The 20062-nt window shown below is 60.9% G+C and carries 24 protein-coding genes and 1 other RNA gene; 13 read left to right on the top strand and 12 right to left on the bottom strand.

The genetic code is table 11. From position 1 onward, the window contains the following. The first annotated feature begins 2 nt into the window (after positions 1-2). The gene (locus KBX14_RS06125) at positions 3-881 is read left to right on the top strand and encodes an urease accessory protein UreD (protein ID WP_256042086.1); all 879 of its coding nucleotides are present in this window, start codon (positions 3-5) and stop codon (positions 879-881) included. On the opposite strand, the gene KBX14_RS06120 is transcribed toward KBX14_RS06125, so the two are convergent. The 7 genes from KBX14_RS06120 to KBX14_RS06090 all read right to left on the bottom strand — a co-directional run bounded on the left by KBX14_RS06120 (position 882) and on the right by KBX14_RS06090 (position 6950). Next, on the bottom strand, positions 882-1211 hold the full coding sequence (locus tag KBX14_RS06120) for a helix-turn-helix transcriptional regulator (RefSeq protein WP_070362888.1): 330 nt from the start codon (positions 1209-1211) through the stop codon (positions 882-884). A gap of 31 nt (positions 1212-1242) precedes the next feature. Beyond that, the gene (locus tag KBX14_RS06115) at positions 1243-2013 is read right to left on the bottom strand and encodes an ABC transporter ATP-binding protein (protein WP_070362887.1); all 771 of its coding nucleotides are present in this window, start codon (positions 2011-2013) and stop codon (positions 1243-1245) included. After that, positions 2013-2996, bottom strand: a complete 984-nt coding sequence (locus KBX14_RS06110; protein ID WP_256008546.1) for an iron ABC transporter permease — start codon at positions 2994-2996, stop codon at positions 2013-2015. Before KBX14_RS06110 ends, KBX14_RS06115 begins: the two co-directional genes overlap by 1 nt. Before the next feature lie 2 nt (positions 2997-2998). Further along, the gene (locus tag KBX14_RS06105) at positions 2999-4000 is read right to left on the bottom strand and encodes an ABC transporter substrate-binding protein (protein WP_256042085.1); all 1002 of its coding nucleotides are present in this window, start codon (positions 3998-4000) and stop codon (positions 2999-3001) included. Positions 4001-4076: 76 nt separating this feature from the next. Further along, positions 4077-4523, bottom strand: coding sequence for a GNAT family N-acetyltransferase (locus KBX14_RS06100; RefSeq protein WP_070362884.1), 447 nt, complete (start codon positions 4521-4523; stop codon positions 4077-4079). Beyond that, entirely contained in the window at positions 4520-5725 is a 1206-nt protein-coding gene (locus tag KBX14_RS06095) for a DUF418 domain-containing protein (protein ID WP_252931483.1), read from the bottom strand. Before KBX14_RS06095 ends, KBX14_RS06100 begins: the two co-directional genes overlap by 4 nt. A gap of 22 nt (positions 5726-5747) precedes the next feature. Continuing rightward, on the bottom strand, positions 5748-6950 hold the full coding sequence (locus KBX14_RS06090) for an amidohydrolase (RefSeq protein ID WP_256042084.1): 1203 nt from the start codon (positions 6948-6950) through the stop codon (positions 5748-5750). A gap of 122 nt (positions 6951-7072) precedes the next feature. Between KBX14_RS06090 and KBX14_RS06085 the strand changes: the two genes are divergently transcribed. Then, entirely contained in the window at positions 7073-7930 is an 858-nt protein-coding gene (locus KBX14_RS06085) for a S1 family peptidase (RefSeq protein ID WP_256042083.1), read from the top strand. A gap of 22 nt (positions 7931-7952) precedes the next feature. Here the strand turns inward: KBX14_RS06085 and hisN are convergent, their stop codons facing one another. Then, positions 7953-8741: a histidinol-phosphatase gene (gene hisN, locus KBX14_RS06080; RefSeq protein ID WP_256042082.1), complete on the bottom strand. Its 789-nt coding sequence runs from the start codon at positions 8739-8741 to the stop codon at positions 7953-7955. Further along, complete coding sequence (locus tag KBX14_RS06075; RefSeq protein ID WP_256042081.1) at positions 8725-9540, bottom strand: inositol monophosphatase family protein; 816 nt, start codon at positions 9538-9540, stop codon at positions 8725-8727. Before KBX14_RS06075 ends, hisN begins: the two co-directional genes overlap by 17 nt. Positions 9541-9597: 57 nt before the next feature. Between KBX14_RS06075 and prfB the strand changes: the two genes are divergently transcribed. The 7 genes from prfB to KBX14_RS06040 all read left to right on the top strand — a co-directional run bounded on the left by prfB (position 9598) and on the right by KBX14_RS06040 (position 15157). Further along, entirely contained in the window at positions 9598-10701 is a 1104-nt protein-coding gene (gene prfB / locus KBX14_RS06070) for a peptide chain release factor 2 (RefSeq protein WP_256042080.1), read from the top strand. Positions 10702-10726: 25 nt separating this feature from the next. Continuing rightward, on the top strand, positions 10727-11419 hold the full coding sequence (gene ftsE, locus KBX14_RS06065) for a cell division ATP-binding protein FtsE (RefSeq protein ID WP_256000960.1): 693 nt from the start codon (positions 10727-10729) through the stop codon (positions 11417-11419). 2 nt (positions 11420-11421) lie between these two features. Further along, positions 11422-12324, top strand: coding sequence for a permease-like cell division protein FtsX (gene ftsX, locus KBX14_RS06060; RefSeq protein WP_256000959.1), 903 nt, complete (start codon positions 11422-11424; stop codon positions 12322-12324). 15 nt (positions 12325-12339) lie between these two features. Next, positions 12340-12834 (top strand): SsrA-binding protein SmpB, encoded by a 495-nt coding sequence (gene smpB / locus KBX14_RS06055; RefSeq protein WP_070976007.1) that lies wholly within the window; start codon positions 12340-12342, stop codon positions 12832-12834. Positions 12835-12846: 12 nt separating this feature from the next. Continuing rightward, the gene (locus tag KBX14_RS06050; RefSeq protein WP_256042079.1) at positions 12847-13491 is read left to right on the top strand and encodes an SDR family oxidoreductase; all 645 of its coding nucleotides are present in this window, start codon (positions 12847-12849) and stop codon (positions 13489-13491) included. A 67-nt stretch (positions 13492-13558) separates the two neighbouring features. Beyond that, positions 13559-13950: a transfer-messenger RNA gene (gene ssrA / locus KBX14_RS06045) on the top strand. 520 nt (positions 13951-14470) lie between these two features. Next, positions 14471-15157, top strand: a complete 687-nt coding sequence (locus tag KBX14_RS06040; protein ID WP_256008539.1) for an NAD(P)H-binding protein — start codon at positions 14471-14473, stop codon at positions 15155-15157. A gap of 289 nt (positions 15158-15446) precedes the next feature. Here KBX14_RS06040 and KBX14_RS06035 read toward each other — a convergent pair whose 3' ends face one another. Together KBX14_RS06035 and KBX14_RS06030 are read right to left on the bottom strand one after the other, a co-directional pair. Continuing rightward, entirely contained in the window at positions 15447-15593 is a 147-nt protein-coding gene (locus KBX14_RS06035; RefSeq protein WP_168156196.1) for a hypothetical protein, read from the bottom strand. Beyond that, positions 15590-15733, bottom strand: coding sequence for a hypothetical protein (locus tag KBX14_RS06030; protein WP_168156195.1), 144 nt, complete (start codon positions 15731-15733; stop codon positions 15590-15592). Before KBX14_RS06030 ends, KBX14_RS06035 begins: the two co-directional genes overlap by 4 nt. A 264-nt stretch (positions 15734-15997) precedes the next feature. On the opposite strand from KBX14_RS06030, the gene KBX14_RS06025 reads away from it, so the two are divergent. Genes KBX14_RS06025 through KBX14_RS06010 form a run of 4 tightly spaced genes read left to right on the top strand, consistent with a single transcriptional unit; the run spans position 15998 to position 19761 of the window. Next, the gene (locus KBX14_RS06025; RefSeq protein WP_070362874.1) at positions 15998-17020 is read left to right on the top strand and encodes a siderophore ABC transporter substrate-binding protein; all 1023 of its coding nucleotides are present in this window, start codon (positions 15998-16000) and stop codon (positions 17018-17020) included. Beyond that, positions 17020-17994 (top strand): ABC transporter permease, encoded by a 975-nt coding sequence (locus KBX14_RS06020; protein WP_070476993.1) that lies wholly within the window; start codon positions 17020-17022, stop codon positions 17992-17994. The genes KBX14_RS06025 and KBX14_RS06020 overlap by 1 nt, the downstream gene beginning before the upstream one ends. Further along, positions 17987-19009, top strand: a complete 1023-nt coding sequence (locus KBX14_RS06015) for an iron chelate uptake ABC transporter family permease subunit (RefSeq protein WP_256042078.1) — start codon at positions 17987-17989, stop codon at positions 19007-19009. Before KBX14_RS06020 ends, KBX14_RS06015 begins: the two co-directional genes overlap by 8 nt. Then, entirely contained in the window at positions 19006-19761 is a 756-nt protein-coding gene (locus KBX14_RS06010; RefSeq protein ID WP_070362871.1) for an ABC transporter ATP-binding protein, read from the top strand. Before KBX14_RS06015 ends, KBX14_RS06010 begins: the two co-directional genes overlap by 4 nt. A gap of 95 nt (positions 19762-19856) precedes the next feature. Here KBX14_RS06010 and KBX14_RS06005 read toward each other — a convergent pair. Next, positions 19857-20062, bottom strand: a 206-nt coding sequence (locus KBX14_RS06005) for a hypothetical protein (protein ID WP_256008639.1), incomplete at its 5' end; no start/stop codon positions are given.

The raw sequence follows: 20062 nt of genomic DNA, 5'->3' as shown, positions 1-20062 counted from the left end.
TGATGTGGGGCGAGTCAAGCGCGGTCTTCACTCACGAACCGCCGCATGAGGAAACTGGTGTACTGGAGCTTGGTATCGGCATTGGCGGTACTAAGTCCGTAGCGAAACGGCAGTACCACGAGGGTGCGTTCAAGATCATCCGCCCGCACTACCTGGATGATTCCGGGCAGGTCTACTACACCATCGCGAACCCCGGTGGGGGATACGTTGGTGGGGACGTGTACCGGATGGAAGTCGAAGTAGAGCCGGACGCGTCCGTGCTTTTGACTGACCAGTCCGCGGCGAAGGTGTACCGCACCCCGGACGACTACGTTGTACAGAACGTGGAGTTCACCCTGCACGGCAACGCCGTGATGGAGTACATCCCGGATCAGCTGATCCTGTACCGGGAGGCGGACTTCCGCCAGCAAATTACCGTCAACATGGACGCGGAGTCGCAGCTGTTCATGTCGGACATCGTCACGCCGGGCTGGTCGCCGGATGGTCGCCAGTTCCTGTACGAGCAGGCGCACCTGCGTAACGTCGTTCGTGTCGACGGCAAGCTGGCCGTCGTGGACAACGTGCGCATCGAGCCGACGAAGGAACTCTTCAACGACGTGAAGGAGTCCTTCCTGGGGCAGCACACCCACTTCGCAACGGCGATCTGCATCGACCCGAACATGACGCCGGAGCTGCTGGAGAAGGTCCGGGATGCAGTGCGCAACTCCCTGGAGGGCAAGGGCACTGCGAGCGCTTCGGTCACAGAGACCGAAGTTCCTGGCTTTGTGCTTCGCGGTGTTGCTGACTGGACGGAGGACCTGATGCGCATCATCAAGGCTGCGGCGAACGTCGTTCGCGCCGAGACGCGCGGCCAGGTGCCGATCGACCTGCGCCAGTACTAGTTACTTGCTATCGGCCGAATCCGGGCCATGTCCATGTTCGTGGGCATGGCCCGCACCTATCCAGTGCAACAGCTCGTGGATGTCATTGTCCGCGATGGCGTAATAGATGCTGCGGCCGTCTCGTTTCGAGGACACAGTGCCGTTGTTCTCCATCGCGCGCAGCGCGGCGGACGCGGTTGCGATACGAAGCTCGGTGACCTCCGCGAGCTCGGTCACGGTCAGCTTGTGCTGGCCGGCGTGGTGAATCGCAGCAAGCAGCGTCAACCGGGTCTGGTCCCCAAGGATCTTGAAAATCCCGGTCCAATGGGGGAAATCTACTGACTGGGCCACTACTGAAACCTTTCTGGAATCCTAAAATTCACTACACCGGATGGGAAATATGCAGCACCGGGATGTCCTGGCTATCTCGGTCTAGGTTACCGCTCACTCCGAAAACATTCTCAAGGACTGCTGGAGTAAGAACGTCGTCTGGCGCACCGTTGCCCTTGAGCTGCTTATCGTGCAGCAGCAGGAGGCGGTCGCAGTAGCGCGCGGCGAGCGCCAGGTCATGAATCGCCAGCACGATGACCGTGTTGTGCTCACGGGACAGGTGGCGAAGCATGTTCATGAGCTTGTACTGGTGATGCAGGTCGAGGTGGTTTGTCGGCTCGTCCAGCAGCATCACCTTTGAACGCTGCGCCATCGCGCGCGCAACCATGGCGCGTTGGATCTGGCCGCCGGAGAGCTCCGACATCTTCTGGTCCACGATGCCCTCGAGGTCCGCGTGACGCAGGGCGTGAAGGATAATCTCCTCGTCCTCCGGCTGGGCTTGCGCGAACGGTCCGCGGCCGGCGCTGCGGCCCAGCTGGATCACCTCGCGCACGGTCAGTGGAATCTTGTCGCCAGAGTGCTGCGCAACGTAGGACAGTACGTGGACGCGCTCGGTGCGAGGGTAGTCGCGCAGCGGCTTGCCGTCGAACAGCACATCGCCTGTGAATGGGTGCACCCCGGCGATGGATTTGAGCAGCGTCGACTTGCCACAGCCGTTCGGGCCCACGAGTCCGATGACGGAGGGGGCGTCGAGCTCAAACGAAATGCCGCTCAGGATGGTCGTGCCGGGGAAGCCCGTTTCGAGGTTCTTGACTTCTAACATCAGTGCTTCCTCCGCAGGATCAAGAAGAACGCAGGGACGCCGATGAGCGCGGTGATCACGCCGACAGGCAGTTCCTGCGGGGCGAACAGGGCGCGGGCGATGGCGTCGGCAACTACGAGGGTGATCGCGCCGACCACCGCGGAAATCGGGATCAAGCTGGCGTGCCGCGGCCCGGAAATCATGCGCACGGCGTGCGGAACAATCAAGCCCACAAACCCGATCGCGCCGACGGACGCGACCGTAGCCGCCGTCATCAGCGACACCGCGACCAACACCGCGTAGCGCAGCGCCACAACCGGGATACCCATCGTGGACGCGGTCGCATCACCGAGGGAGAGCGCATCCAAGTAGCGCGACATCATCCACAGTGCCACCGTGCCGATGGTGCCGACGATGAACACCGCAATCACGGTGTACCAGCGCGCGGCGCTAAGCACGCCAAGCAGCCAGAACATGATGCCGCGGGTCGACTCAGCGTTACCGGACGCGGTGACAATCAGCGAGGTCAGCGACTGGAACAGGAACCCGATCAGTACACCAGTGAGCACGACACGCGCGGCGTCGGCAGCGCTGTTGCGCAGCAGCAGCATCAACATGCCGAAGGACACGAGTGCGCCCACCGCAGCACCGGCGATGATGCCGTACTGCCAGGTGGAAAACAGGATCGCCACCACGGCACCTGTTGACGCGCCCGAGGAAATACCCAGCAGGTACGGCTCGGCGAGGTCATTATGCGTGATGGCCTGCATCGCCACACCGGAGACCGCGAGGATGCCGCCCACCATCGCAGCCATCAGGATGCGCGGGATACGAAGTTCCGTCAGGATGGACATGCGCAGTGGGGAAGGGGCGGGCAACGCCGGATCGAAAATGCCACGCAGCTCAGCAAAGCTCAGAGAGCTTGAGCCAATCGGAATAGAACAAACCATCGCGAGTACCAGCAGTACTAACGCGATGGCTGAAACAGTGACAGTCTTCTTCACAGTTACTTGGTTGCTCCGTCGAAGAGGCCGTCGTCAATCGCCTTCGAGATGTTCTGCACAACTTCGTAGGAACGAGCGGAAGCCGAGGTAGCGACGCCAGGAACCACAATGTACATGTTGTTCTTGACTGCCTTCATCTCCTTGGTGCCAGGGGTGGCTTCGAGGTCAGCGACCTTCTCCTCCCACTTATCGCCAGGCTCGCCGCGGCCAGGCAGGTCCGCCAGGATGATCACGTCCGGGTCAGCCTCAGCGACGGCCTCCCACGACACCTGTGGCCACTCCTCATTCAGGTTGGCGAATACGTTCGTCATGCCGGTGCGCTCGCCCATGGTGGTCACGATCGACGGGCCGCCGGCGACGTACGGGGAACCGCCAACAGAGGAGTAGAGCAGCATGAACGTGGTGCCCTCAGGCGCCTGCTTCGCGTTCTCCAGCTCGGAGTTCTGCTTCTCGATGAGCTTCTTCGCCTCTTCTTCGCGGCCGAAGAGCTTGCCCAGGTCCTCGAGGTCCTTCGCGATCAGCTGGAAGGAATCCTTGCCCTTGTTGTCGCCGTAGGACGGGCACTCACTGTTCGGGTTGAAGGTAGCGACGCCCAGGCGAGCCCACTCCTCGCGGGTACCTGCGGCGTCAGCGCGCCAGTTCAGCTCGAACGGGGAGAAGATGAAGTCCGTGTCAGCGTCACGCAGCTGCTCCGAGTTCGGCACCGACGGACTGACTTCCTTCAGACCGTCGAGGGAGAAGCCAGCTGGTGGCAGGTCCTTCTGGTGGCCGTAGCCTGCAATCTGGTCCTTGGCGCCGAGCAGCAGCAGCGTGTCCGTTGCACCTTGCTCGAGCGTGGTCGCACGCTGGACCGGTCCCTGAACGGTGACCTCGGTGCCACAGTTATCGATGGTGATGGCGGAGTCGGACTGTGCCTGTGGGGTTTGCTCATCCGTGGAGCTGCAGCCGGTCAGAGCCAGCCCTGCGACGAGAACAGAACCAAGAGCTGCAGAGATTGCGCGCATGGAGCTTCCTTTCAAATAATCAATGATCTGACAGAATGAGACTAGCGCGAAACCTTAGGAAAAGCTAGAAAAATATTTATGAGCGACGAAGACGCATCACACGATGCGGAACTCCAGTGTCAAGGAACTCCTCGCCCTCGGCGACAAGGCCGAACTGCTCGTAGTAGGGGACCAGGCCAGACTGTGCCTCGACGATCAGGTCGCCCGGCCAGCGCTCGGTGAGCTGGATGCCCGTTCGCGCGATCTGCGCGCCCAGGCCTGTGCCGCGAGCGGCCGGGGCGACGACGAAACGGCCAAACTGGGAACCCGTTGCGGTGGGAAAGACGCGGGCGCAGCCCTCCAACACCGCACCGTTCCACGCGAGCAGGTGCAGCGTGTCAGGGTGCGCGTCCTGCTCGTCGAGTTCCCGATAAGGGCAGTGCTGCTCGGCGACGAAGACGTCGACGCGGAGCTTGAATAGTTCGAACGCCTCGAGCGAGGTGAGCTCCGAAAGCGGTGCTACTTGGATTCGGTGCGTGCTCATTGCGGGAGGGCCTTTCCGCTCGCAGGATCTGAGTATGGTTCGATGCGGCGCGTCGGGCCGTACGAGAGGCGGCGGTGCAGCGACTCGAACGGGCCCTGCTTGCCCATGCGCTCAAGCAGGGCGGCGAGCGCCACTGACAGCAGCCACACCGCGGTCCCGAGCAATATCGGACGGAGCTCCCCGAGGCCCGGCAGCCACGAGTAGCCGATCAGCACTGCGGTCGGAAGCAACACGAACGTCTGCAGAAGGTAGCCGGACATGGAGCGCTTGCCCAGGGCGATCAACGGCATCGTCCAGCGCGGTGGCTGCTGGTTCCAGTGCTGCGTTGCCAGCGCGAACGCAGCCAAGATGCCCGGTCCGGTGAGCATCCCGAAGCTCTGGTTCAAAATTGACCAAAATGCCGCTGTCGACGCAGGCAGGATACCCAGCTGTGCAAGCCCAAGTGGGATGCCGATCGCAACAATGACAGCGACGGCCACCGCTACCCAAATCCACAGCGTCCGCGCGTGCTCATTCACGTCAGTGAGCACGCCGTCACGCGCCCACGCAAAACCAATCAGGGAAAGCGCGCCCAGCTGGATCACAACGAGGGGCTGCGAGAAAAACATGTAGATCGCGAACTCTTGGTTCCCAGCAAAGTACGTGGCAAAGGAGCTAGCATCCGGCGCCGGCGTAGCAAGGTCTAGGGGTGTTCCATAGAAAAACACCGCAACCAGCGCGTACACAATGCACGACAGCCCCAGAATGATGCCAGCAATGACGTAGAGCACCCCCGAGCGCACCCGCAGGAACAGCGCCATCAGCACACCAATAAGCCCGTAGGTCAACATGATGTCGCCGCTAAACAGCAGCCACATGTGTGCCAGGCCAAAGAGCGCGAGCATCCCGTAGCGCTTCGCCAGCACGCGCCGGGCAGCACCTGCCGGATACCCTTTGCGGGCCAAACTCGCCGCGACCAGACCGAAGCCGAAGCCGAGGAGCGTTGAGAACATCGGCAGGCCACGGACGTGCACGAACATCGCCGCGAAGACCGTCGCGGCTTGGTCAGCCACCGTGCCTGGGTGCTCGCCTGTCACGGTAGTACTTAAAGGAGTGAGCCAGTACGAAATCGCGTTGGCTACGGCGATGCCGAGCAGCGCCAAACCCCGCGCGATATCCGGGACGACGAGCCGTGTACGTTGCTGTTGCTCTACGGTACGCATGCAACGAAAGCGTACGGCAGGCCTACCCTCGCATCAACCACGGAGACGTAGAGACCAAGATGGCCTGGATACTGCGGTCAAGCACCGGCTGCAGGTCAGGGGCGAAGTACGGCGAGTGGTTCGAAGGGGCGCCGTCGATATCTTTGACACTGCCCAAGAACCAGTAGAAGTACGGGGCGCCGAACGCGTTGCCAATCGTGGGGAAGTCCTCGGAGCCGGAAAGCCTGCCGAAGTCGCCCACCTCGTCGAAGTTCTTCCGGAACGCGGTCATGACAGTGTCGGCCGTCGCCTCGTCGTTGTGGAACTCCGGTGCACCACCGATGCGCTCGAACGCGGGCGGCTTTGGCGTGCCAGCGGCCTCGCACTCTGCGCGAACGATCCGCTTGATGGAGGCGTTGAGCTTCTCCGAAAGCTCGGAGGTAAACGCGCGCGTGGAAACGGAAATCTCGGCCGTCGCGGCGATCGTGTTCGCGGAGTTGCCTGCGTGGACCGCGCCAACCGTGACTACGACCATGTCCTGCGGGTCCACTTCGCGTGCAACGATCGTTTGCAGCCGGGTGATGATGCTCGCCGCGATCACAACCGGGTCGATGCCGTTGTGTGGTTGCGAGCCGTGGGCACCCTGCCCGTAAATGGTGACCTTCGTCTGTTCGGCCGCAGCAAACACTGGCCCTGGTAGTGCGCCGAGGCCGTAGTTCGGCAGCATCGGTCCCACGTGCTGGCCAAGCACTACCTCGGGGGTAGGTACCTTCGTGGCTAGCCCCGCGTCGGCCATGTCCTGGGCGCCGGCGCCGGTCTCCTCACCAGGCTGGAAGATGGCAAGGAAGGTGCCGCTCCACGCGTCGGTATTTTCCTGCAGCAGGCGAACCGCACCCAACAGTGCGGTCGTGTGCATGTCGTGGCCGCAGGCGTGCATGATGCCCAGCTCCGAGGAAGCCGAGTACTCAAGCCCCGTTTCTTCCTTGATTGGGAGGGCGTCGAAGTCGGCGCGGAAACCGACAGTTGGGCCGTCGCCGTTTCGCACGACGCCCACGAGCCCCGTTTTGCCGACGGGCACCACCTCGACGCCGAGCGCCTCCAGCTCCTCCTGAATGCGAGCGGAGGTAGCAAACTCCTGCATGGATAGTTCAGGGTTCTGGTGGAACCACTTGTACAAATTCTCTAGCTCACCGCGGTGAGCTTCCAGGCTTTGTAGGAACGGCGTGAACTTTTCTTCTAGGCGCATGGCTTGAGCATAGTTCCGCACCCACACCTTTTGTGCTGGTTGCCGTGCCGATGGGGCAAATTAGGGCAAAAGGTGGCATTGTGTACTCAAGAAACGTCTGTGGTTGGAGTGGAAGGGTGCCTATGTTGCTTCGCCGAGTGTGTGCGCTCGTTGCTGGGGTTGGAATCGCGGTCGCAGGGGTGGGGCTCGCGCCACCGGCAATAGCGCAGGTGCGCTCGGAGTACGAGGGCAACGTCGACCCAAACTATGTCTGGCGTAGCGACGCCGCTTCGAAACTCCTCGCCGGAAAACCTTGGACCGACTACGTGCTGCACCGCGTGCCCGGTTCCTTCCACGACGCCCCGCGGATTCCGGAGGCCTCGAACCAAGCGCTCACTCGGGGAAATTCCCTCTACGGGCCCAGCACCCCGATTTACGTGAAGCGCACCAATGGCACCGAATCAATGTGCACCGTCGCCGTGGCGGGCCACGACGATAAAGGGCACAAGTACGCGCTGACCGCCGGGCACTGCGGTGAAGTTGGCGACGCCGTCACCTCCGCCGACTCCTGGCAAGTCGGGCCTTCCGGCACCATCGTGGAGGTCAACCGGGACCTCGACTACGCACTGATCGAGCTGGGCTCGAACGCGGAGGTCACACGCTCCTACAACGGCGTCCACATCAACCACCTCGGCAGCAAGCCGATCAAACCCGGCAACGTGGTGTGCAAGCAGGGCGTGGCCTCCGGCAGGACGTGCGGCGTGACGCTGCACGACTGGGAGTCCATGAACATCTCCCACACCTGCGCCATGCAGGGTGATTCGGGCGCACCCGTAGTGGTGGGCGACCGCCTCGTCGGCATCCTGAACGGCGGGGTGCTCCCATCGCCGTTCGACGTCTCGTGCCACAGCCCGCTGCAGGGCGTGATTCACGCGCCGACGGGCGCGGTCCGGATGGACGCGGTGCTGTCCACGCTGGACAACGGCTTCCGCCTGCCCTAAGGCTTCAAGCGCTTGAAGTTTCTTAGACGCCGATTACCTTTCGGGCGGCGTCGTGCAGCAGCCCGTTCGTGGCGATCGCGTCGCCGCCGTGCGGTCCAGGCTCACCGCTGAGTGAGCTAAACGTGCCACCGGCCTCCGTGACCAGGACAGACAGGGCAGCGAGGTCCCACACAGATACCTCCGGTTCTGCCGCGATGTCGACGGCGCCCTCGGCCACCAGGCAGTAGCCGAAGAAATCCCCGTAGCCGCGCAGGCGCCAGGTGCGCTCAGTGAGTGCGATGAAGTTCTCCTGCAGGCCACGTGCCTTCCAGCCCTCAAGCGAAGACATCGCCAGGGAGGCATCCGCAAGCTCGCTCACATGGGAGACCTCGAGGCGCTTCAGGCTGCCCTTGTTAAACGTCCGCCACGCGCCCGAGCCTTGGGCCGCGTACCAGCGGCGCGCAAGCGCTGGGGCAGAGACGACGCCTAGGACTGGTTGGCCGTCGACAAGAAGTGAAATCAACGTCGCCCACACGGGTACACCGCGAACGAAGTTCTTCGTGCCGTCGATCGGGTCGATGACCCACTGGCGGCCCTCGAAGACGGTCTCTCCGCCGAACTCTTCGCCAACGATCGAGTCGCCTGGACGCGCCTCGGCGAGGCGCTCACGCAACACCTCCTCGACAGCGACATCGGCGTCGGAAACCGGGGTCATATCCGGCTTCGATTTCACCTTCAGGTCGGACGCTTCGAAGCGGTCGAGCGTAATCGCGTCGGCAGCATCCGCAAGCTCTAGTGCAAGTGCGAGGTCATCGTCATAAAGATTCGTCATGCTCAGTAAGCCTAGCTTCAATGTCCGACACAATTTGTGGATTTCCGGCAACACACCAGGTCACCCCGCCAGCAGGCACCTTCTTTGCCACGCCCCCAACGGCCTCAATGAGCGCCTTGCCCGGCAGCCAATCCCAGTCGGCGACGGAGTGCTGCAGCCAGCCGCCCAGCTGGCCACTAGCGATATTAGACAGGTCCACGGAACCGGCGCCCCACATGCGGATCGTCGCCGCGTCGCGCACCGCGCGCAACCACGCGTTCCGGATGGCGTCATCGCGCATGAACGTCGGGTGCAGGTACGTCACCAGGCCCTGCGAGGCCAGCGACGCCGCCTCGAGGTCGGGCAATGGCTCGCCGTTGCGCGTCGCGACGCCATCGTGGGCAAGCCACGTCGTATTCATCGCCGGGCGGTGCACCGCGCCAATCAGGATGCGCGCCGGGTCCGAGGGGTCGCCCTCTACCAGCGCGAGCGCCGAGCAGAAGTAGTCCGATCCCTGCGTGAAGTTAAACGTGCCATCAACCGGGTCAATCACCCACGTCCGTGAGGAATCGCCATGTTTGGAAGCACCCTCTTCGCCGAGGACGCCGTCGTGTGGGCGCAGCTCGGCGAGCGTTTCTGCGACGAATCGTTCCGCGGCACGGTCCGCTTCCGTCACCACGTCAGAAATTGAGGTCTTGTAATCCGTCGAAAGGCCTTCCTCCCGCATCCGCAGCGCAAGCGAGCCAGCATGCTCAACTAGCGCGGCGGCCAGTGTTGCGTCATCAGAGTCGCGATGTTGCTCAATGAAAAAAGAAGTCATGTACCCATTATGGGGCTGTGCGCGCGATTTGTGGAGCGTCGTCTAGACTTCGACGGTATGCAACCGGAGACGCTCGCTCGAATCAAACGTATTGACGCCACGTTGACCACCATCGAAAAAGTCATGGACCTCGACGAAATGGCCCTGCGCATCAAAGAACTCGAGCAGCAGGCCGGCGACCCGAGCCTCTGGGACGACCCCGCCCACGCGCAGCAGGTCACCTCGGAGCTCTCCGGCGTCCAGGCTCGCCTGAAGAAAGTCACGAGCTTGCGCTCGCGTATCGACGACCTCCCCGTCATGTACGAACTCGCCGAAGAGGAGGGCGATCCTTCGCTCGCCGACGATGAGCTCGACGCCGTCGAAGCGGACGTCGATTCCCTGGAAGTGCAGACGATGTTGTCCGGCGAGTACGACGAACGCGAAGCCGTGGTCAACATCCGTTCCGGCGCCGGTGGTGTTGATGCTGCCGACTGGGCCGAGATGCTCATGCGCATGTACATCCGCTGGGCGGAAAAGCATGGTCACAAGGTGGACGTGTACGACATTTCGTATGCGGAAGAGGCCGGGATTAAGTCGGCGACCTTCGTGGTGCACGGGGAATATATGTACGGCCAGCTCTCCGTCGAGCAGGGCGCGCACCGGCTGGTGCGTATCTCGCCGTTCGACAACCAGGCGCGACGCCAGACCTCGTTCGCTGAGGTGGAGGTGTTGCCGGTGGTCGAGCACACCGACCACATCGACATCCCGGATTCCGATATCCGTGTGGACGTCTACCGCTCCTCCGGCCCCGGCGGGCAGTCGGTGAACACCACGGACTCGGCGGTGCGCATCACGCACATCCCGACCGGCATCGTAGTGACCTGCCAGAACGAGAAATCCCAGATCCAGAACAAGGCATCCGCGCTCAACGTGCTGCAGTCCAAGCTCCTGGAGAAGAAACGCATGGAAGAAAAGGCTGAGATGGACGCCCTCGGTGCCGGTGGCAACGCCAGCTGGGGCAACCAGATGCGCTCCTATGTGCTGCACCCGTACCAGATGGTGAAGGACCTGCGCACGAACTACGAGGTGGGGGACCCGCAGAAGGTGCTCGACGGCGACATCGACGGCTTCCTGGAGGCCGGTATCCGCTGGCGCATGGAGCAACTTCAGTCACAGGAGTAACAGAAGAAGTAGTAGTGTGTAGCGGGTGATCACTTTTTCCAACGTGACGAAGGTCTACCCGACGTCCACACGCCCAGCACTCGACGATGTCTCATTCGAAATTGCCGACGGCGACTTCGTCTTCCTCATCGGCCCGTCCGGGTCCGGCAAGTCGACGTTGCTTCAGCTGATGATCCGTGAGGAAAACCTGACCTCGGGGGATATCTACTTCGACGACTTCCACGTCAACGCATTAAAGGGCAGCAACGTAAACCTGCTGCGTCAGTCCATCGGCTACGTCTTCCAGGACTTCAGGCTGCTGCCCAAGCTGAGCGTCTACGACAACGTGGCGTTCGCGCTCGAGGTGATCGGGAAGAAGAAGCAGCGCATCGCAAAACTGGTACCAGAGGCCCTCGAGCTGGTCGGACTGGATGCGAAAGCGAACCGCATGCCACACGAACTATCAGGCGGCGAGCAGCAACGCGTCGCGATCGCGCGAGCGTTCGTCGATAAGCCCCCACTCGTCCTCGCCGACGAGCCCACGGGCAACCTCGACCCGGGAACCTCCGACGAGATCATGGCGCTACTCGCGCGCATCAACCGCCTTGGCACCACCGTTGTGATGTCCACCCACAACGCACGCGCCGTCAACGAGATGCGCCAGCGCGTCATGGAACTGCACCTGGGCAAACTTGTTCGCGACGACGCCAACGGCGTCTACGGAACCGTGAGGGGATAAGCATGAACTGGAACTTCATTTTCCGCGAAGGCCTCCGCGGCCTCGGGCGCAATTTCACCATGACCATCGCGCTCATCATCACCACCGCGCTTTCGCTCGTGCTCGTCGGCGCAGGCATCCTGATTTCGCAGGCGACGAGCGCGACGAAGGACCTCTACCTCGACCGCGTCGAAGTCATGGTGGAGCTCGACGAGACCATCTCCGCCGAGGATAATGACTGCTCTTCCGAGGCCTGCCGCGAGGTCCGCGACACCCTGCAAGCCGATGACCGCGTCGAACAGGTGACCTTCCGCTCCCGCGAGCAGTCCTACGAACGCTTCGTGGAGCTCTTCCAGGATTCCGAGCCGGACCTCGTGCGCGAAACCTCCCCGGACGCGCTACCGGCCGCGCTGCACGTGCGCCTCAAGGACCCGTCCGACATCGCACCTATCGACGCAATCCGTGACATGCCGCAGGTTGCCATGGTCAGCGACCAGGCCGACACCGTACGCGAGGCCGCCGGCACCATGGACACCTTCCGCAACGTGACCTTCGTCGTCGCCGCGGCGCAGGCACTGGCATCGCTGTTCCTGATCGTGAACATGGTCCAGCTCGCCGCGTACAACCGCCGCGAGCAGATCGCCATTATGCGCATGGTGGGTGCATCCCGCTGGTTCACCCAGGCCCCATTCGTGCTGGAAGCGGTGCTCTCCGTGCTGATCGGTGCAGTACTTGCCACCGTGTTGGCGTGGGTGGGGAAGCGCTCGCTCGTCGACCCGATCCTCGGTGACCTCTACGCCTCCCAACTCGTCGCCCGCGTTCCGGACTCCGCCGTCATGACAGTGATGCCGCTTGTCGGACTCGGGGCCGTCGTCATCGGTGCCCTTGCAGCTCAGGTGGCACTGCGCAGCTACGTGCGGAAGTAGTAGGGTGGAACGCCTATGGGCAAGAAGAAGAAACAGAAGCTGAGCAACACCGGGGTACTTGCGACCAACCGCAAAGCGCGGCACGACTACAACATCCTGGACACCTGGGAGGCCGGCATCGTGCTTGTCGGTACCGAGATTAAGTCGCTGCGCGAAGGCAAGGTGTCGCTGGTCGAAGCATTCGCCACCATCGATAACGGCGAGGTCTGGCTGCGCAACATGCACATCCCCGAATACTCGAAAGGGCACTGGACGAACCACCCTCCACGCCGGACCCGCAAGCTACTCATGCACCGCCGCGAAATCGACTCTCTGCAGGGCAAACTTCGCGACGGCAACCGCACCCTCATCCCGCTCTCGCTCTACCTCAAGGACGGCCGCGCGAAAGTGGAGCTCGGCCTGGGGCAAGGTAAGCAGGACTACGACAAACGCCAAGCCATCAAACGCCGCGCCGAAGATCGCGAAATTGCTCGTGACCTTGGCAGGAAGTTCAAAGGCATCAAGGCCTAAGGAGATTTCAGGTTGAAGCAAGCACTCGTCACAGGCGCCTCCCGCGGTATCGGTCGTGCGATCGCGGAGGAACTCGGCCGCGACCACCACGTCTACGTCGGCGCCTCCCGCGACGCCTCCGAGGTCGTCAGCGCACTGCCCAACGCCGAGCCCTTCGAGGTTGACCTCACCGACAGGGCTGCGATGGCGGAGGCGGCGTCGAACATTCAAGAGCTCGACGTGCTCGTGCTCGCCGCAGGCGTCATGACGCCCGCCCGCCTCACCGACCTTTCCGAGGCCGACCTGCGCCGCACCATGGAAGTCAACGTGATCGCGCCGATGCTGCTCACGAAAGCGCTCTTGCCCGCACTGCGACGCAGCAACGGCCTCATCCTGACCATCAACTCCGGCGCCGGCTTCTTTGGTATCGACGGCAACTCCGCCTACTGCGCCTCCAAATTCGGCCTGCGCGGTTTCACCGACTCCCTTCGCCTAGAGGAAGCCGGTTCCGTGCGTGTGACCTCCCTACACCCAGGGCGCACCGACACCGACATGCTCCACGGCGACACAAACGGCCCGAAGATGACGCCACAGTCCGTGGCGAAAGCCGCACGCCTCGCCGTCGACGCCGGCCCGGATGCCGTCGTCGAATTCCTGCGCATCACCCCAACCGCCTAGGTCGGGGCCCTTGCGCGGGAGCATACTCGTCGGCTAGGGTGGTGCTTCTACGGTTCCCGTAGTACGAGGGGTCGATTCTGGTTTCGACTTCATCGACTAAGCCAGGGGAAGCGTGCCGGTGCAGGCTAGAGACCACCGTAAGCGTCGTAGCAACCAATAAACGCAGAGAAGAACTCTCAGCGTGACTACGCCCTCGCTGCCTAATTAGAAAGGTTCAGCGACCTGCGTGTCCGTCAGGCCGGGGATGCCCCCGACCCGGTACCTGGCGTCGACTTAGGGGGCTTGCCTTCCGGCCTTGTCAGTGGGGCCTCGGAAGGGACATTTTTCACTGACTGGGCCCGTCATCCGGACATGTTTGCCTGATCCGGAGGGCCGAGCAGAGGCAGTGCGCGAACTGCGCACGGAGAAGCCCTGGCGCGGTGGTGAAGGACCCGGGTTCAATTCCCGGCGGCTCCACTGACCCTCTACTTGTTTAAGCAGGTAGAGGGTCATTTTCTTCATATCTTGCCGAGGCTATTCCATCGGCTTCAGGTTGCATACCTGGTGCTCGGTAGACCGAGCTTGTTACGCTTCAGTGTGACTGTCCCTAAGGAATGGATCGGGTTCTAGTGTGAGTCTTCCAAAGGTCCTGTGGATTTGTGTTGGTATTGCGACGGTGATCTTGGCCACCAGAAGCGGGATCCCGTGGGAGCTGACTGTTGTCCTCTGCTTCGTTACCGCCGTAGTGACGGTAAGGCTCGTTGCTTCAGGTTCTGAACCGTCATTCGCACGGGTGGCCATCGGCGCACTTACGATGTGCGCGGTTGCTGGCATTTTCTTACCGCTGGTTCTTCCGCTCGCATATGTCGGATACGTTGCATGGACTTGGTTTTCGATTGTGGGCGATTGTGAAGGAGAGTAACTACAAGTTGAGGGTCTGGGTATGACCCAAATTTCAGCCAACCGTTAGAGAAAGCAGATGACGCGTACAGTGGCGCCCATGACTGAAACGACGACTGCACGCAAGAACGTTCTGTACATCGGTGGCCATGGCAAGGTGGGGCTGTTGGCAGCGCCAAAGCTCGTCGCCGCTGGCCATACTGTCCATTCCCTCATACGCAACCCCGACCAGGCTGCCGATATTGAAGCGCTCGGAGCTACCCCTGTCTTGCGGGACCTAACCGAGATCTCCGTTGAGGACTGGGCTGAGCTCCTTGCCCAGTATGACGTCGCCGTGTGGGGCGCCGGCAACGGTGGACGCGCTGGTGCCGAAGTGACGTGGGCAGTCGACCGCGACGCCGCCCTGGCCTCCATCGCTGGGCTAGAGAAACTGGCTGCGGAGGGGAAGCGAGCACCGGCTTACGTGATGATCTCCTATGTCGGCGCCACTGAGAACACGACTGACCCGTCGGATGAGTCGTGGTATGCGTATGTCGAGTCGAAGAAGGCCGTCGATAAGAAGCTGAATTCGACGGACCTCAACTACCTCATCCTCGGCCCAGCGGCGCTCACCGAAGAGCCTGCTGGGGGCATTACTGTGCTGGACAATGATGCAGAGCGTGCCAGCAGCATGACGACTTCCCGCGAGCTTGTTGCGGACGTCGTTACCGAGGTTGTCAGTCGTGCACATTTCCCAGCGTCGCCGCTGGAGTTCATTGACGGCGAAGGCAGCGTCAAAGACATCTAGAGGCCAGAGCCCCAAGTGAAAGGTAAAGCGTGATGAGCGAGCCAGTTGAACACGGGTGAAGATTTGCTCGAATACGTGGTGAGTATTGGCCCTAGAATATGAAGCTGGTTTCGGAAGATGAAGCGGATATTGAACTTGCCGATATGGTTGGTGCTCCGTGGGACTCGTTCACCGAAGAGTAAAGCACATAGCTAGTTGTAGCCGTCACTGTGAGTGGCGGCTTTTGGCTTGGAGGGGATCTCACGTTTATTGACGATCGGTAGAATCTCTTCCGTTCCCCTCAGTGACGTTACGCCTTGTCTGTGTACAGGTGGCGGGAGAATGCTGAAAGAGCTGCGGCAGCGCCTATGGCAATCGTCCAGGCCCAGCCGGTCGCCAGATATGCAAGGGCAGTACCGAGGATGTAGATGGCTGAGTTGTTGAGTGGTGAGTTCATCGGGAAGCATCCTTTCGCACGAGCGCGACTGTGTCCCAGGTGAGGGCGACAACCGCGACCGCAAGCAGGATCCATACGATGGGACTGCTAGGGGCAACGATGTAGGCGAGAAAGAATGCCAAGACTGCGATTGTGGACATTTGAGGTCCTCCTGTCGTACTGACGCGGTGAGATCCAGTGCTCTGAGTATTCTGTCACAGCTAAGGGGTGCTTGCACCAGATGGGCCTGCGGTCAATGGCTGGTTCGATCCGATCTAAGCTGCGTAGATGCATGACACGGGGGTAAGGGGAGGGGGATGTCGATAATCACTTTCTTCTCTAAGCCTTGCCTAACTCTCATGAGTAGCTTAGGGTGAGTGAGGTAACCCTACCCTTGGATATGAGTAGCAAGGATACTTTTCAACATGATTCGTTTTTCACGTAAGACCATCGTGGCTGTTGCAGCCGCCGCAGCGATGACGCTGACCGCCTGCTCTGAAGCAGAGTCGAACAACGCGTCCACTTCGGAGACCCAGGCTAGCGCCTCCGCTACGACGACTGCCGCGGAAAACGGCACCGTGACCGTGACCGACAACTATGGCGAAAAGACTGTGCCGACTCCGCCGAAGCGCGTCGTTGCGCTCGACAACCGCACCTTCGAGCTCCTGGACTCCTGGGGTGTGAAGCCGGTTGCGGCGCCAAAGAAGTTGGTTTCGAAAGATGTTCCGGGCCTGCGAGACAATGACGATATTGCGGACATCGGCAATCACAAGGAGCCGAATCTGGAGATCATCGTTGCAGCTGACCCGGACGTAATCATCTCGGGCCAGCGTTTTGAAAAGTACGACGACGAGATTCAGAAACTTGTTCCAAACGCAGTACTCGTCGACTTCGAACCACGTGACGATGAACCCTTCGACCGTGAGTTGATCCGTCAGACCCTCGAGCTCGGCGAAATCTTCGGTAAGCAGGCCGAAGCGGAGAAAACCGTCGAAGACTTCACCAAGGCAGTACAGCGTGCTCGCGACGCATACGACCCAGCGCAGACCGTGATGGCTGTCAACGTTTCTGGTGGGGAAATCGGATATGTTGCGCCGGGCATCGGCCGCACCTTTGGCCCCCTCTTTGACCTCATCGGTTTCACTCCGGCGCTGAAGGTAGAAAACGCCTCGAGCGACCACAAGGGTGACGATATTTCTGTTGAGGCTATCGCCGACTCCAACCCAGATTGGATCTTCGCCCTTGACCGCGACGCGGCCATTAAGAAGGAAGGGGAGTCCCCGGCTGCTCTGAGCGTGCTGAGCGACTCTGCCGCACTGCAGAATGTCACCGCAGTCAAGGAGAACCACATCTATGTGGCTCCGCAGGACACCTACATCAACGAGTCCATCCTGACCTACACCGAAATCCTGAACGGCATTGCTGATCAGCTGGAGGCCGCCAAGTAATGGCGCAACCGGGTACGCGCACCCACCCCAAACTTCTTAACTGGAAGCTTGGGGTGGGTCTCGTCATTGTGATCGTGCTGCTGGCCCTGTCCTTATTGGTTGGCCAGTACGACGTTTTTCGATCAAGCGACGGCTGGGACATGTTCAAAACCACCCGCGTTCCGCGCACTATCGCGCTGGTGCTTGCTGGCGCCGCGATGGCGATGAGCGGTCTGATCATGCAGATGCTCACGCAGAACCGCTTCGTCGAGCCCACCACGACGGGTACCACCGAGTGGGCTGGCCTGGGCTTGCTGGCGTCGTACGTATTTTTGCCCGACGGCACGATCCTGCAGCGCATGATCATTTCCGTCACCTTCGCATTCATCGGGACGATGGTCTTCTTTGCGTTCCTTCGGAGGGTGACGCTGCGCTCGAGCCTGATCGTCCCGATCGTCGGCATCATGCTCGGCGCCGTTGTCAGCGCATTCTCCACGTTTTGGGCGCTTCAAACTGACCTGCTTCAGTCGCTCGGGATTTGGTTCGCTGGCTCGTTTACCTCAGTGATTTCCGGGCAGTACGAGGTACTCTGGATCGTCGTCGCGGTCGTGATTGCCGTGTTCTTCTACGCCGACCGCCTTACAGCCGCCGGCCTGGGGGAGGACGTCGCCACGAACATTGGCCTTAACTACGGCCGCATCATCTTGGTCGGAACGAGCCTCGTTGCGGTCGCAGCGGGCGTCGTGACGGTGGTCGTCGGCAATCTTCCTTTTCTTGGGCTCATTGTTCCCAACATTGTTTCCATGATGCGTGGCGACGACCTCCGCTCCAACCTTCCGTGGGTCTGCCTCCTCGGCGTAGGCATCGTCACGGTGTGCGACTTGCTGGCCCGCACGATCATCGCCCCGTTCGAGATCCCGGTGTCCGTCATCTTGGGCATCATCGGTGCGGTGGTTTTCGTCTTCTTGATCGTGAGGCAGAGTCGCCGTGCCTAAACAGCTTATCGACGCCCGCTTCGTCGGAGCCTTCCAATCCACCAAGAGCAAAACCCGCTACTGGATAATTCTTGCGTGCCTTATCATCGCCGCCGTAGGGTTTACTGCCGGTCTGTTGGCGTACGGCAACCCCATGGACTTCGGCACCACCGGATACTGGCTGATTGCGAAGCGCCGTTTGAACTCGGTTATCGCGATGGCGATTGTGGCGCTGTGCCAGGCGGTGGCGACCGTTTCGTTCCAAACGGTGACGAACAACCGCATCATTACGCCGTCCATCATGGGTTTTGAAGCCCTCTACGTGTCGATTCACACCTCGACCGTGTTCTTCCTCGGTGCCGCTGGCCTGAACAATGGATATACGCTCCAGATGTTCGTGCTGCAGCTAGTGCTCATGGTTGGCCTGAGCCTTGTGCTGTACGCGTGGCTGTTGTCCGGAAAGCACGCAAATATGCACGCGATGCTGCTGGTCGGCATCGTGATCGGTGGCGGACTCGGCAGCGTGTCGACGTTCATGCAGCGCCTCCTCACACCAAGCGAGTTCGACGTCCTCACCGCGCGGTTGTTTGGCTCCGTCAACAACGCGGATCCTGAGTACTATCCGGTCGCTATCCCACTCGCGGTCGGCGCCACAGCACTACTGGTCTTCAATTCACGCCGCCTCAACGTCCTCGCACTCGGCAGAGATGTCACCGTGAACCTCGGCGTTAGCCACCGATTCCACTCGATCTTCACATTGGTGCTGGTCTCCATCTTGATGGCGGTCTCGACCGCGCTCGTCGGGCCGATGACGTTCCTGGGGTTCCTCGTAGCGACGCTCGCGTACCAATTCTGCGATACCTACGACCACCGTTACATCTTCCCAATGGCAGTACTGCTGGGATTCTGCGTACTCAGTGGCGCCTACTTCATCATGAACCACGTGTTTTATGCGCAGGGCGTCGTGTCAATCATCATTGAGCTCGTCGGTGGCATCACCTTTTTGGCAGTCATCTTGAAGAAGGGACGCTTATGATCACGCTGAAAGAAGTCCGCAAAGACTACGGCGACGACGTCAAAATCGGACCCGTCAATATCGAGATTCCCGCTGGTGGCATCACCGCGCTCGTTGGACCGAACGGTGCGGGCAAGTCGACGCTCCTCACGATGATTGGGCGTCTCTTAGCTATCGACTCCGGCACCGTCGAAATCGGCCGTATGGACGTCACCAGCGCTAAATCAAAAGATCTCGCAAAGATCATCTCGATCTTGCGTCAGGAGAACCACTTTGTGACGCGCCTGACGGTGCGCCAGCTCGTCGGCTTCGGGCGCTTCCCGTACAGCCATGGACGTCTCACTCCCGAGGACGAGCAGATCATCTCGAAGTACATCGACTTCCTTGGTCTCCACGAACTCGAAAACCGCTACCTGGACCAGCTCTCTGGAGGGCAGCGCCAGCGCGCCTATGTGGCAATGGTGCTCTGTCAGGAAACCGACTACGTCCTTCTCGACGAACCGCTGAACAACCTCGACATCGCGCACTCTGTCGAGATGATGAAGCACCTCTATTCCGCGGCGAGGGACTTCGGTCGCACCATCATCATCGTGCTGCACGACATCAATTTCGCTGCGAAGTACGCCGATTACATCTGCGCCACCAAAGATGGCCAGATCGCCGCGTTTGGGACTCCGCGCGAAATTATGAACGACGAGTTGCTCACGCAAATCTTCAATACGCCAGTGCATGTGATTGAAGGGCCGGATGGACCACTCGCTACATATCACTAAAACATGCGTTGCGCAGGCGATTTGTGTTGTTTGTTGGTTCGTGGTTAAGTTATCCCTCGTTGCCGACGAGCGGCCTGGCCGCTTGGAGGGAATGATCAAAGTGAATAAAGTTGCTGCTTGTGGGCGGTTTTGAGTCTGGCTGGTTTGGTTGGATTTGACTTTGTGTTTACGGGTGTGTAACTTTGTTTCAGCTGCTTGACGCTGGCTCTGGTTGGGGTTGGTTGTTGGGTGTGCGGTTGTTGTTTGAGAACTCGATAGTGTGCCAATGTACTTTTTATTTTTTTGATTGCATTGACTTTTG

The sequence above is a fragment of the Corynebacterium sp. CCUG 61414 genome, assembly GCF_024453945.1.
GTDB lineage: Bacteria > Actinomycetota > Actinomycetes > Mycobacteriales > Mycobacteriaceae > Corynebacterium > Corynebacterium pseudogenitalium.
Note: the sequence above shows the minus strand (reverse complement) of the source record. Positions and strands in the feature narration are given on the sequence as shown.

Excerpts from the sequence above, each read along its gene's own strand:
- KBX14_RS06100 (WP_070362884.1), bottom strand. The coding sequence starts at position 4,523 with ATGAGCACGCACCGAATCCAAGTAGCACCGCTTTCGGAGCTCACCTCG.
- hisN (WP_256042082.1), bottom strand. The coding sequence starts at position 8,741 with ATGACGAATCTTTATGACGATGACCTCGCACTTGCACTAGAGCTTGCG.
- KBX14_RS06085 (WP_256042083.1), top strand. The coding sequence starts at position 7,073 with ATGTTGCTTCGCCGAGTGTGTGCGCTCGTTGCTGGGGTTGGAATCGCG.
- smpB (WP_070976007.1), top strand. The coding sequence starts at position 12,340 with ATGGGCAAGAAGAAGAAACAGAAGCTGAGCAACACCGGGGTACTTGCG.
- ftsX (WP_256000959.1), top strand. The coding sequence starts at position 11,422 with ATGAACTGGAACTTCATTTTCCGCGAAGGCCTCCGCGGCCTCGGGCGC.
- KBX14_RS06040 (WP_256008539.1), top strand. The coding sequence starts at position 14,471 with ATGACTGAAACGACGACTGCACGCAAGAACGTTCTGTACATCGGTGGC.
- KBX14_RS06020 (WP_070476993.1), top strand. The coding sequence starts at position 17,020 with ATGGCGCAACCGGGTACGCGCACCCACCCCAAACTTCTTAACTGGAAG.
- KBX14_RS06035 (WP_168156196.1), bottom strand. The coding sequence starts at position 15,593 with ATGAACTCACCACTCAACAACTCAGCCATCTACATCCTCGGTACTGCC.
- prfB (WP_256042080.1), top strand. The coding sequence starts at position 9,598 with ATGCAACCGGAGACGCTCGCTCGAATCAAACGTATTGACGCCACGTTG.
- KBX14_RS06025 (WP_070362874.1), top strand. The coding sequence starts at position 15,998 with ATGATTCGTTTTTCACGTAAGACCATCGTGGCTGTTGCAGCCGCCGCA.
- KBX14_RS06125 (WP_256042086.1), top strand. The coding sequence starts at position 3 with ATGTGGGGCGAGTCAAGCGCGGTCTTCACTCACGAACCGCCGCATGAG.
- KBX14_RS06010 (WP_070362871.1), top strand. The coding sequence starts at position 19,006 with ATGATCACGCTGAAAGAAGTCCGCAAAGACTACGGCGACGACGTCAAA.
- KBX14_RS06075 (WP_256042081.1), bottom strand. The coding sequence starts at position 9,540 with ATGACTTCTTTTTTCATTGAGCAACATCGCGACTCTGATGACGCAACA.
- KBX14_RS06105 (WP_256042085.1), bottom strand. The coding sequence starts at position 4,000 with ATGCGCGCAATCTCTGCAGCTCTTGGTTCTGTTCTCGTCGCAGGGCTG.
- KBX14_RS06090 (WP_256042084.1), bottom strand. The coding sequence starts at position 6,950 with ATGCGCCTAGAAGAAAAGTTCACGCCGTTCCTACAAAGCCTGGAAGCT.
- KBX14_RS06095 (WP_252931483.1), bottom strand. The coding sequence starts at position 5,725 with ATGCGTACCGTAGAGCAACAGCAACGTACACGGCTCGTCGTCCCGGAT.
- KBX14_RS06115 (WP_070362887.1), bottom strand. The coding sequence starts at position 2,013 with ATGTTAGAAGTCAAGAACCTCGAAACGGGCTTCCCCGGCACGACCATC.
- KBX14_RS06030 (WP_168156195.1), bottom strand. The coding sequence starts at position 15,733 with ATGTCCACAATCGCAGTCTTGGCATTCTTTCTCGCCTACATCGTTGCC.